This is a genomic window from Enterocloster alcoholdehydrogenati, from assembly GCF_013282095.1.
Classification (GTDB): Bacteria; Bacillota; Clostridia; order Lachnospirales; family Lachnospiraceae; genus Enterocloster; species Enterocloster alcoholdehydrogenati.
Genome location: NZ_BLTJ01000005.1, coordinates 113,949 through 125,870 on the forward strand (window position 1 = coordinate 113,949; position 11,922 = coordinate 125,870).

Consider the following 11,922-nt stretch of genomic DNA (forward strand, 5'->3'; position numbering starts at 1 on the left):
ATCCTCCTCTTTTTAAATGCGCAGCCGCGCAGTATCAAAAATGCGCCTTGTTACGGGGGATTTGTAACAAGGCGCATTTTTAACAGTTTTTAAATCCTTTAATTTTCTTTCAGTTCCGCTCCCTGGTAAAAGAAATCCAGGATATCTTTATAGGTCTTTCCCGATTTTGCCATAGACTGGGCTCCGTTCTGGCTCATTCCTACGCCATGGCCAAAGCCTCCGCCGTAGATACGGAAGGAAATACTTCCAGCCTCATCGGTTATTTTCTCAATGGAAATAAACGCACTTGGAAGAGAAGCTGTGGTCATCTTAGAACCGTCCTGTTTACGAATCGGCGCTTCTTCATTTCCCAGAAAAGTGCGAATGGCGCTCTGCCCCTTGATACGGGTTGTGCCCTGGTCTCCTTTCACAGTAAGCTCAGCAGCAATCCCGCCCAGCCCCCTCGAGGTCACGGTCACATCCTGAACATTTCCCACCGCAGAAGCCTTTAAGCCGATCTGAGCCGCCGTCAGTTCGGTCTGCCAGCGAAACATCGGGTATTTTGCATCATAAGACGTGACTTTGCGGGAGCGGATATAAGCGTCAAAGGTTTCATTGTCCTCCTCGGTCAGTTCTCTTCCTCCATTTTTAATCTGCTTAGACTTCAGGTAAGGAAGGGCTTCTCCCCCGCTTCCCCACACACTGCCATCCGCTCCATGGCCGCAGGAAGTAGAGTAATAAAATGCCTCAATGGGGGTGTCGTTATAAAAGAGCATCTGTCCGTAGGTCTCATCCACCGCCTGATCGGTACGCTCGCTGGTAGTGATATTATTGTAAACCTGAAAGCTGGTGCTGTCGTCCACATGAGCGCCGTACTGGCCGTATGTATTGCCCTGGATCTGCCGGTAAGCATAGGTTCTGGCACAGACAGCCTGCGCCTTTAATGCCTCTTTTTCATAAGAGGCCGGCATTTCGCTGGGAACCACTTTTTTTAAGTAATCCTCCAGATACAGCTCGTTGATGAGTACAAGGCCGTCTGACTCTTTTTTTATCTCCAGAGAACCGCTGTAAACCGGCTGGCCCTGACTGCGCTCTATGGAGCAGATTGTAATTCCCTCTTCCCCATCCGGTTTTATAGTCATGCGGCCATTTTGCAGCCGTTCATCCTCCAGGGTCAGTTTCAGCACATCGCCCTGGTTTAAGCGGCTGACCTCATCATCGCCATTTTCATTTTTATAGGTAATTTCCGCACCGGAGTTAAGCTTAATCTCCGCGCTCTGGTGGAACAGACTCTTAAACCCCGTATCCATCAAGAGAACCCGGATGGTCTTGGCATCAAACGGCCTCTCTAAAAGAGCCGCACAGAGTTTCCCATCCGCTGCCACAAACTCCTGAAGATCATAGCCAACCAGGATATCTGCAGCGCCAAGCACGCTGAAATCACCGTAAAGCTTATATACATGGAAATTTTCATCCAGAGGAATCTTTCCATAGCCTTCGATCTCAACCGTATCGTCTGTAACGGAAAGAATTTTCCCATGAATCCGCTCCTTCTTTACCGTCACCTTGGTCAGACGTCCATCCTTCATGTGGAGATCCGCCAGATTGGGGGCCAGCTTGGCCTCTGTCTTTTTGGCCTCTTCCGCCAGCTTTCCCTCTGCCGTAAATTCCCTGGAGGCTGCGCCCATATAAGCCTGAAATACGCCATCCTTTACCTGAGACAGCCAGATATTACGGTACACCACATCGCTGCTTTCCACTGCAGTCACAGCAGCTATCTCATTTCCCCGAACCATAAAGCGGATCTCATGATCCAGCCAGGCATCCAGAGCCAGTCCCTGAAAGCCGTACTCTCCTTCCGTAGTATATGCGGTCCAGCTGGGCGCATCCTTGATATTGGAAGGCGTTCCATATAAAATAGCCTCCACCTCTTTTACGTTTCCCTGCGGATCCGCCTCTTTTAAAATAGCCCGGTAAAGATCCCACCATTGATCTGCCGGAAATGGTTTTTCCCGGTTTCCCTTATTCATTCCTACCTGGCGTTTCAGCCGGCCGGAAATCTGCTCCGCCGCAAACGCAGCCTCCCCATAGGTCAGCTTTTTCTGAGCGCTCTCCAAATCAGCCGGCGTAAGGGATGGATCCAGATACCCCTTCTCATACAGCAGATCCATATATTTTACGAACCAGTTATCCTTTTCCTGGTCCGAAAACCAGGATTTCTGCCGCTGTTCCTCTGCGCTCTCACACTCCTGGCGGTCGGCAAATACCAATGCCAGCGCTTTATAAGCCTCCGCTCTGGAAATGCCTTCTTTTGCAGGCTCCATCCAAACGATCAGAACAGCCAGAAGAATAATGACCGTGATCGTTCCGGCTATCCAGGCAATCATTTTATTTTTACCATTCATTCCGTGATTCTCCCGTCATACTCATGTTGCGCCATCTTAAGATAAAAAAGCTTCCTATCTGTCTTATCCACAAGACGGCAGGATCCAGATATGAAAGAAAGCAGCGAGAAATCCCCCGCTGCTTTTATCATCTGTGACCCCAAGGTGCCGGCTCTTACATATTGACGCCTAGCAATGCTAGGTGGGCAACCTCACTTAAACTTCTGCCTTCCACTCGTACGGAGGCGTGACATCCGCTTAAAAATATTGGAATCCCTTTTGTCAAATGTAGGTTCAAAATTGGTAAGAAATCGAACACCCCAGGAATCACAAATATGTCTCATTTATTATGGCCCTATTATAACCCAAAGCGCCGTGTTTTTCAAGCTGATTTTTTCAACTTTGCGCCAGGATCACACATTTTGACCTGGAAAGAAGAGGGTACTTTGGAGAATATTTCCAAATCTCAGATCAACGGCGCAAAGACTCCCTCTGTATATGCCCTCAGATCCTCCGGCGACAGGGTAACCTGAACGCCTCTCTGTCCGGCGCTTACTGTGACCGTCTCAAAGAGCTGGGCCGTCTCCTCAATGTAGGTAGGGAATTTCTTTTTCATTCCAATGGGAGAACAGCCGCCCCGGATATATCCGGTGATGGAAAGCATATCCTTTACGTGAATCATTTCCACCTTCTTTTCCCCGGCGGCCCTGGCAACTTTTTTCAGATCCAGTTCCTCATCCACAGGGAGACAGCATACCAGATATCCCTTTTTCTCGCCCTTTAAGACGAGCGTCTTGTACATCTGGTCATGATCCACACCCATCAGATCTGCGGCATGGCTGCCGGAAAGGTCGTTTTCATCTACCTCATAGGTTCCTGTTTCAAAATGAATACCTGCCGCCTCCAAAAGACGCATCACATTTGTCTTAACTGTCTCCTCAGTCTTTTTTCCCTTCATGGATGATCCCTTCTCTCTTTTAGCCGCAGCCCTGTCTGAAACCGCGGATGTTCGTTCCATTACCGTCTGGAATTGGCTTTTTCCACATGGACATTTTTGCCCCGGATCTTTGCATGGCTCATGGCCTTTAATACGTCCTCGGCATACTGGGCAGGTACGTCTACAAAGGTGTAGCCGTCATACATATCAATGCTGCCTACCAGACGGCCGGGAATGCCGGACTCTCCCGCCACAGCGCCCAGGATATCTCCCGGAGTCACCCGCTGGGATTTCCCGATATTGATAAACAGACGCGCCATATGCTCCCCGCCGCCGGTCACATAATCAATGGCCGCCCGGTCCGTTGCGCCCTTGCGTCCGCCTCTGCCGCCGCGTCCTCTGTCCCGTCCGCGTCCTCTGCCGTAGCTGTCAAGATCGTCTAAGGATCTGGCCGGCATATAGCTATCGATGATATCCTCGTTGTCATCGCCCATGGCCATTTTAAGGAGTGCCGCCGCCAGATCTAAGGAAGTGTAGTCCTCCTCGATCAGCTTCTTTTCCAGAATATTTACCATCTTTGTCAGGTCGCTGTCATTTAAGGTCTCCTGTACCTGGTCTAAGATCTTCTCTGCCTTGATCTCTGTAATGTCATTCAAGGAAGGGATCGCCTGAGGGATGATCTTTGTCTTGCAGTAACGCTGAATATCACGGAGCTTATAAACCTCTCTGCCTACTACCAGACTGAAGGCCTTTCCCTCTCTGCCCGCTCTTCCGGTACGGCCGATGCGGTGGACATAATACTCGTCATCCTGAGGAATATCGTAGTTAAATACCGCCTCTACATTTCCCACGTCAATACCTCTGGCGGCCACATCGGTAGCGATAAGAATATCCGTGCGTCCATTGCGGAAACTTTCCATCACCCGGTCTCTCTGAACCTGCTTTAAATCGCCGTGAAGGCCGTCAGCAAAATAGCCTCTTCCCTGAAGAGCCTGAACCAGTTCATCCACCTGACGCTTGGTATTGCAGAATGCAATGGAAAGCTTGGGATCATAGAGATCTAAAAGACGGCACATTACCTCCACCTTGTTTTTGGGCTTTACTTCATAATAATACTGTGTCACCTTGGGAACAGTCAGTTCCTTTTTGATCACCCGGACTGTAACGGGATCCGTCTGGAATTTCCTTGCAATTTCCGCAATGGCCGGAGGCATGGTAGCGGAAAACATAAGCGTCTGACGCTCGGCAGGAAGCTGGCTCAGGATAGTCTCCATATCCTCTAAAAAGCCCATATTTAGCATCTCGTCCGCTTCATCCAGAACAACGGTATGAACATGATCGGTTTTCACCGTCTTGCGGCGCATATGATCCATCACGCGGCCCGGAGTGCCCACCACAATCTGTGTGCCATCCTTTAAGGCCCGGATCTGGCGGACAATATCCTGACCGCCGTAGATGGGAAGAACCTTTATACCATGCATAAACTTGGCAAATCGGCGCAGCTCCTCCGCCACCTGGATCGCAAGCTCTCTGGTCGGCAGCAGCACAATAGCCTGCAGCTTCTTAACCTTCGGATCTACCCTCTGAAGCAGCGGGAGCCCGAACGCAGCTGTCTTTCCCGTACCGGTCTGAGCCTGGCCAATGATATCTCTGCCTTCTAATACAACTGGGATCGCCTGGGCCTGGATGGGAGATGCCTCTTCAAAGCCCATCTCCGTAATAGCACGGATGATCCGGTCATCTAACTGTAACTCTTCAAATTTCACAATATCCATGAACTGTTATTTTCCTCTTTCATTCTGACTTTAACGGTTTTATGTCTCCGAAACAAAACGAGAGGCTGCAGCCACGCTCGGCTTTTCACCCTCTCGCTTCGTACAGTGAATTACTATAGCAGATTATTTTTACTGTGTCAATGTAGAATCGTTTCCTTCCTCCCCAACTCCCAAAACGCCACCGCCGACGCAGAAGCCACATTCAGTGAGTCCACCCCATGGCTCATGGGAATCATCACTGTATAGTCGCAGCCTGCAATGGTCTGCGGGGCCAGGCCATCGCCCTCGGTTCCCAGTACGACCGCCAGCTTTTCCTCTTCTTTCAGCACGGGATCGTCCAAGGAAACAGAATCCTCTTTTAAGGCCATGGCAGCTGTCTTAAAGCCAAGTTCACGCAGGATTTTCCTTCCCTCCTCAGGCCAGCACTCCTTCTTTTCATCAAAAAAGGTCCACGGCACCTGAAATACGGTTCCCATACTGACACGGCTGGCGCGCCGGTACAGGGGATCGCTGCAGCCCGGCGTCAGAAGCACCGCATCCATATTCAAAGCGGCTGCTGAACGGAATACAGCGCCTATATTTGTTGGATTTACAACATTTTCCAGCACAGCGATCCGTCTGGCCCCGGCACAGACTTCCCGGATTGACGGAAGCTTTCTGCGCCCCATGGCGCACAAAACACCTCTGGTCAGCTTAAATCCTGTCAGTTTTGTCAATATGTCAAACTCTGCCGTGTATACAGGAACATCCCCGCACATAGCGATTACCTCTTTTGCCTCTCCCTTGATATGCTTCGTTTCCACCAACAGCGAGATGGGTTCATATCCTGCAGTCAGGGCCCGTTTTACTACATTGGGGCTTTCTGCGATAAAGATACCCGGCCCGGGCTCATGGAAATGCAGAAGCTGCACCTCCGGAATCCGCGCATATATGTCCAGCTGTGATGCTCCAAAATCTGTTATTTTCCTGATATCCGCCATATCATATTCTCCCTTTTTATTCTTCCGCCACTATACAGCAGCCTGCCCTTAAAGTCAACCGCCCACAGCTGCCAGGGGATTCCTTCGTCAGCTAAAATCCTGTCCGCAGCCTTATGGCGACTCTATGAGGATGCAGCCTTTTCCTCCCGTCTCCATTACCCGAATCCCCCGTGTTTTAAGCCTCTTCACCACCTCTGCAGCCGGATGGCCGTAGGAGTTTCCTGCCCCATAGGAAATCACTGCCGTTTTTACCTGAGGAAGGGCCTTAAGAAAGGAATCGCAGGAAGAGCCGCCAGAGCCATGATGAGCAACCTTTAATATGGCTGCGTGAGCTAAATGTGTCTTTTGAAGTTCACCGCCTTCTTCCCCGGCCCGTTTAAGCAGCCTTTTCTCCTCTTCTATGCCCATATCTCCGGTAAACAGCATATGGAAACCCTCAAAGTCTGCACAGATCACCAGGGAGTGGGCGTTTCTGTCTGTCATGTTTTTGCCTTCCCCGCTGAAGATACAGGTAAGCTCCAGTCCGCCCGCGCGAAGGATATCCCCCGTCTTTACATAAATGGTTTTCCCTCCTGCCCCTTTCTGCAAGCCTTCCAGCTTTTCATAAATTTCCTGCCCCCTTCCCCCAATGGGAAGCGCCAGAGTGCCGATCCGCACACGCTTTTCCTCCAGCAGACACATAAGGCCGCTGATATGGTCATTATCTCCATGGCTGACAATCGCCATATCCAAAGTTGTGATCCCAAAACGTTTCAGGCAGGGCTCCAGGGTCATCTCTCCCAGTTTCTTCTCACTGCTGCTCCCGCCGTCGATCAGTATGCTGTGACAGCCTGTTCTCAGTAAAATTCCGTCCCCCTGTCCAACATCCAGGCACAGGGCCTGAATCCCTCCTGCAGGCTGAGGCCCAAGCAGAGAAAGACTCCAGAAAAATACTGCCAGCAAAACCGCCAGAGCCAAGAAGGCGTATCGCTTCCCTGGCAGTTGTTTCCCACCTCTGAACACATTTTTCTGCCTTCCCCGCGCCAGACACCACAGCGCTCCCGCCATAACGCCTCCATAAACCGCAATCTGCCCCCATGACGGCTTTCCAAGAACCAGGCAATATCCCGGAAGTCCTTCCGCTCTGCGGCACAGCCAGTCATAGTACATCAGGATATAATGTCCTGCCCCGGCTGCCGCCTTTCCGAGAAACACATTTACGCTTCCTGTACCGATTGCCAGCAGTCCCGAATACATGAGCAGAGGAACAAACGGAAGAATCAGAACATTGAGCGCCATCCCGTACAGGGGATACTGAAAATAATGCCACAGCATCACAGGGGTAAGCACAATCTGAACGCACAGACTGACGGCCGCCCCTTTCTGCCAGCCAGCCGTAAGCTCCAGCTGCTCCTCCAGCCATTTCCCCGGCCCTGCGATGGCCCATACGGCTCCAAAAGACAGCTGAAATCCGCTCTGAAAGATCAGATAGGGTTCTCTCAGCAGAAGAACCACTGCCGCCAGTCCCAGAGCCGAAAGGGTGTCATAGGTACGTCCTGCTCCCATGGCCAGCCAAAGGCACAGGATCATGATTACCGCCCGCATGGCAGAGCCGGATCCTCCGGTGAGAAGTCCGTAGCTTATCACCAGCCCTGCTCCCGCAGCGCCTGCGCCGGCAAAGCCAAAGCCCAGCCGCCGAAGGATCAGATAGATCCCTCCGCCGATAATGGCCAGGTGCTGTCCGCTGACGGCCAGCAGATGAGCGATCCCGCTGTTTTGGTACAGCTTTCTCTGCTCCTTCTCCATTTCCTTCGTATCCCCCAGAAGCATGGCTTCAAAAACAGCCTGATCCTCCGGCCCGCAGCACTGTTTAAGCACACGGCGGCAATGCTCTCTCACTCTTTCAATCAGCGCCGGATAGGGGTATGCCTCTCCTTCCGATCCAAACCATTTCTCCCCATATATTTTCACCGTGATTCCTTTAGATCGGTAATAATTCTTAAAATCAAATTCTCCCGGATTCAGAGCCCCCTTTATCGCTTGGGCCCGCCCAAGAAAACGCGCCTTCTTCCCCACTGCCAGCTCCTCCTCCCAGCGCGGCGCATCCTTCTGGCTGATATATAAAACGACTTTCCCAAAAACGTCCGTTTTATCTGCTTTTTGTATCTGAACGCCGCAAAGCTCCAGTGTCAGACGCTCCTCCTTCAAACTGCGCCCGGCCACTCTTCCCATAACCATGGTCTGGCCGCCTTCAAAGGCATTTGCCGCCGTCTCCTCCCGATCCAAACGCACCTTCTCCAGACCTGCCCTTATGCCTCCCGCGGCCATACTGACAGACAAACACAAAAAAACAAGCAGGAGCGCCCTTCGATCGACACTCCTGCTTTCCCGGCGTTTCCTCCCTCTCTTTCTCAACGAACCGGATAAAAATATCCAGACTATTCCCAAAAGAGCCAAAAGGATACCGCTCCCCATCAGCCATTGTCTGAAAGCCTCCTGCTGTTGCAGGGCCAGCACCTCTCCAAGTACGAATCCTGCTGCAATTACCACAAGGGGCCTTTTCATTTTTTTACCTCATTTTTCTTCTCCAATATAGTCCCGGTTTACCTCAAAGGTATTGTTTAAGGACACCACATCCCGAAACATAACATTCTGAGAGCCATTGACCATGATCTGTACCCGGGTAATATTCGTCATTTCCGCCAGGGAATCCACGATGGCGTAGATCGGCAGATACTCATTTACCGGATGCTCCATTTTCAGAAAAGCAGAATCAAAATTGATATAGCATACATTATCTGTCACTGACAGACTTAACACCTTGCACTCTGAAGGCAGCACCGCAAGATGCCCCTCCTCCTTTGGCCCCGCCAGGAGCTGTTCCACAACCAGCTGTTCCATGGATGTATTGATGTTATGCACTACTTCTCTCGTCTCAGCTACCAGCTTTGTGCCCGTTTTATCGGCAAAGTACAGCTTTAGCTCTGTTTTTTCATAGGCATTTACATTGCTGGTATTCAGGATAAAATCAGAAGCCGCCACGGCTCCCACCGGGTTTCCCTGACGGTCCATAAGCGGCTGGTCTCCGCAGTAAATACTGATATAATCCACCCCCTGAATCTGTGTCAGCGTCCTGGCAAGCGCTGCCCGGCACAGGATCTCCTGCTCCGGTTTCATGCTCACATAATTCACATCAAAATACAGATACAGCATCTGCCCGTCCAGCCGGCATTCCCTGTAAGCTACCTTTTCACTCAAAGGTGTCTGGCAGTCCAGATCCTTGGGCACATGGATCAGCTGTCCCATCAGTTCATCCGCAAGAGCCTCAGGCCTGGTCTCCACTGCCTCATACTCCTGAGGCGATAAGGTGACGCCGGAAGAATTCAGATAATAAACCAGATACCTGCCTTCCTCCGGCGCAGAAGAAGGCGTTTCACGCTCTTTGCAGCCCGACAGGAGCATGGCGCAGACCAGACAGAACAGGACCCCAAAGCTCCAAGAACGGGCTTTTTTCATCGTTTCCCTGGTCCTCATGACTTTTCCTCCTGTCTCGGCACATAATTTAATGGGATACGCACGCTGAAGGTCGTTCCCTCTCCCGGCGCACTTTCCGCGTCAATGATACCATGGTGCATCTGGATCACATTTTTTGTGATAGCAAGGCCAAGGCCCGTACCTCCCACTTCTCTGGACCGGGCTTTATCCACCCGGAAGAATCGCTCAAAAATATGATCGATACAATCCTGGGGAATCCCGATCCCGGAATCTGCCACCCGAATATAAAAATATTTGTGATCAGCATCCAGCGTAACCCGCACCCATCCGGAATCCACATTGTATTTCACTGCATTTTCCACCAGATTTGTCACTGCCAGAGAAAATTTTACCCGATCCACATCCGCCGTTACCTCGCGGATACTCTCAAAAATCAGCTCCACATTGCTTCTCTTTGCAATAGGGCGCAGTCGTTTTAAAATCAGCTCCAGTTCCTCATTGATATTTACCTGCATGATATTCATCTGACTCTGAGCCGACTTATCCATTTTCACAAGAGTCAGAAGGTCGCTGATAATCTGATTTTCCCGATCTACCTCATCTGAAATATCGGCCATAAATTCCCGGTACAGTTCCACCGGCACCTCCTCCATGCTCATAAGAGAGTCGGCCAGCACCCGGATCGAGGTAATAGGCGTTTTCAGTTCATGGGATACATTGGAAACAAATTCCTGACGCGACTGGTCTACCGCCTTTAACCTGCGCAGGGATTTCTGCACAGCCAGAGACAGCTGACTGGTTTCACTGTAAGCATCCTCTGTAATATCCGCATCCAGATCTCCGTAGGAAACCCGCTCCAAAGAGGCTAACAGCCGTTTAAAGGGCCTTACTACAAAATGTACCGCCGCCATGGAAAAAACGATGATCACCACCGCCATACACAAAAGAAACAGCTGCGTGCTTCCATAGACCCGGTCCATCAGGGAGGAAATATTTTCCGTGGAAGCCGTAACCACAATGGCTCCTGTCACCTTTTTTTCATCTGCGGCATCGTGGATGGGGATTGTCTGAGCCAAATACCCCATTTCCCGGTTCATACGGCTGCTGGTCTCTCCATTCAGGCAGCGGATCACCTCCTCGGAAATGTAGTATTTCCCCACAGACAGGTTAAACGTATCCTTTATGATCTTGTAGCTGCTGTTTACAATTACAATCCGCCCGTTGTAAATATCCCCGATGGTCTGCATCTGGGCGTCCAGCTCCATGGTATTTCCCTTATCTGAGGTCATATAGCCTGACCGCATGAGACGGTTGCTTAAGATCACGCACTGATTCTGTATCTCAATTCCTTTTGCATCTAACTGGGTCTGGTTGAATGCCCCTCTGGCGATCATGGCCTGAAGCATCAGAGGGATCAGCGCTGTCAGGATCATCAGAAGCGTCATTGGAACCATAACGCTTCTGCCCCTTATCTTCAGCCGTTCCAGCCATTTCTTCTTTTTCAATTATTCCAGCTCCTTTAACCGGCCGCTGCAGGCCACAGCCAGACTTCCCGGTCCGATATGGCAGGCAACGCTCAGAGAAAGAGGCGCCATGCAGATCTCCGCTCCCGGATAGGATTCCTCTAACGCCCTCTTCAGCTCCAGCGCTCCCTCCTCACTGCAGGTGTATGCAATCTCCAGCCATGTGCTGCGGGCCTCAGGATCATGAAAACGGGTCTCCAGATCCTTTTTAAGCGCCGTCAGCATAATGGTTTTTGCCTGCTTTTGAGTTCGTGCCTTTGAAAATGCGTCCAGCTTCTCCCCCTGGATGGTTAACACCGGTTTGATCTGAAGCAGCGTTCCGAGCATCGCAGCCGCAGGTGTGATCCTTCCGCCTTTTTTCAGATATTTCAACGTGGTAAGAGTGATGTAGATGGAGCTTTCAAACTTTGATGCCTCTAAGATTTCCTTGATCTTTGCCCCTGCATATCCTTTTTTTACCAGATCCCTGGCATCCAGTACGGACTGCATCTGGGTTACGGAAATGCGCTGGTTATTCACCACATGAACCTTTCCCTGGTAGTCCTCTGCCAGCAGCATGGCAGTCTGGCAGGAACCGCTCAGGCCGCTGGACATGGGAATATAAACAATTTCATCATACTCTTCTAACAGCCTGTCCCAGAAATCTGTTACCTCTCCGGGAGAAGGCTGAGAGGTAGTAATATCCGCTCCCGCCTCCATGCGGTTAAAAAACTCCTCATTGGTTAAATTAACGCCCTCATAATACATCTGGCCGTCGATCATAAATGGCATGGGAAGCACATGGACTCCCAGTTTCTTTGCATCCTCCTGGGTAATTCCGCTGTTGCTGTCCGTAGCTGCTGCGATTCTCATATCGTAATTCTCCTTTTT

General features: G+C 50.8%; 8 protein-coding genes and 1 other RNA gene. All 9 read right to left on the reverse strand.

Features of this window, described 5'->3' with window-relative positions; genetic code table 11:
* Positions 1-98: 98 nt before the first annotated feature.
* The 9 genes from HW447_RS07295 to HW447_RS07335 all read right to left on the reverse strand — a co-directional run bounded on the left by HW447_RS07295 (position 99) and on the right by HW447_RS07335 (position 11,904).
* Complete coding sequence (locus HW447_RS07295; protein ID WP_176254666.1) at positions 99-2,384, reverse strand: SpoIID/LytB domain-containing protein; 2,286 nt, start codon at positions 2,382-2,384, stop codon at positions 99-101.
* A gap of 132 nt (positions 2,385-2,516) precedes the next feature.
* Positions 2,517-2,693, reverse strand: a non-coding RNA gene (ssrS, locus tag HW447_RS07300) — 6S RNA.
* Between the two features lie 136 nt (positions 2,694-2,829).
* Complete coding sequence (ybaK, locus tag HW447_RS07305; protein WP_176254667.1) at positions 2,830-3,321, reverse strand: Cys-tRNA(Pro) deacylase; 492 nt, start codon at positions 3,319-3,321, stop codon at positions 2,830-2,832.
* Between the two features lie 59 nt (positions 3,322-3,380).
* The gene (locus HW447_RS07310; RefSeq protein ID WP_176254668.1) at positions 3,381-5,075 is read right to left on the reverse strand and encodes a DEAD/DEAH box helicase; all 1,695 of its coding nucleotides are present in this window, start codon (positions 5,073-5,075) and stop codon (positions 3,381-3,383) included.
* 137 nt (positions 5,076-5,212) lie between these two features.
* Positions 5,213-6,055, reverse strand: coding sequence for a TrmH family RNA methyltransferase (locus HW447_RS07315; RefSeq protein ID WP_176254669.1), 843 nt, complete (start codon positions 6,053-6,055; stop codon positions 5,213-5,215).
* Positions 6,056-6,166: 111 nt separating this feature from the next.
* Positions 6,167-8,599 (reverse strand): ComEC/Rec2 family competence protein, encoded by a 2,433-nt coding sequence (locus tag HW447_RS07320; RefSeq protein WP_176254670.1) that lies wholly within the window; start codon positions 8,597-8,599, stop codon positions 6,167-6,169.
* Positions 8,600-8,608: 9 nt separating this feature from the next.
* Positions 8,609-9,568, reverse strand: coding sequence for a GerMN domain-containing protein (locus HW447_RS07325; RefSeq protein WP_176254671.1), 960 nt, complete (start codon positions 9,566-9,568; stop codon positions 8,609-8,611).
* Entirely contained in the window at positions 9,565-10,983 is a 1,419-nt protein-coding gene (locus tag HW447_RS07330) for a sensor histidine kinase (RefSeq protein ID WP_390471143.1), read from the reverse strand. The genes HW447_RS07325 and HW447_RS07330 overlap by 4 nt, the downstream gene beginning before the upstream one ends.
* Positions 10,984-11,034: 51 nt before the next feature.
* Entirely contained in the window at positions 11,035-11,904 is an 870-nt protein-coding gene (locus tag HW447_RS07335; RefSeq protein ID WP_176254673.1) for a DegV family protein, read from the reverse strand.
* Positions 11,905-11,922 lie beyond the last annotated feature (18 nt).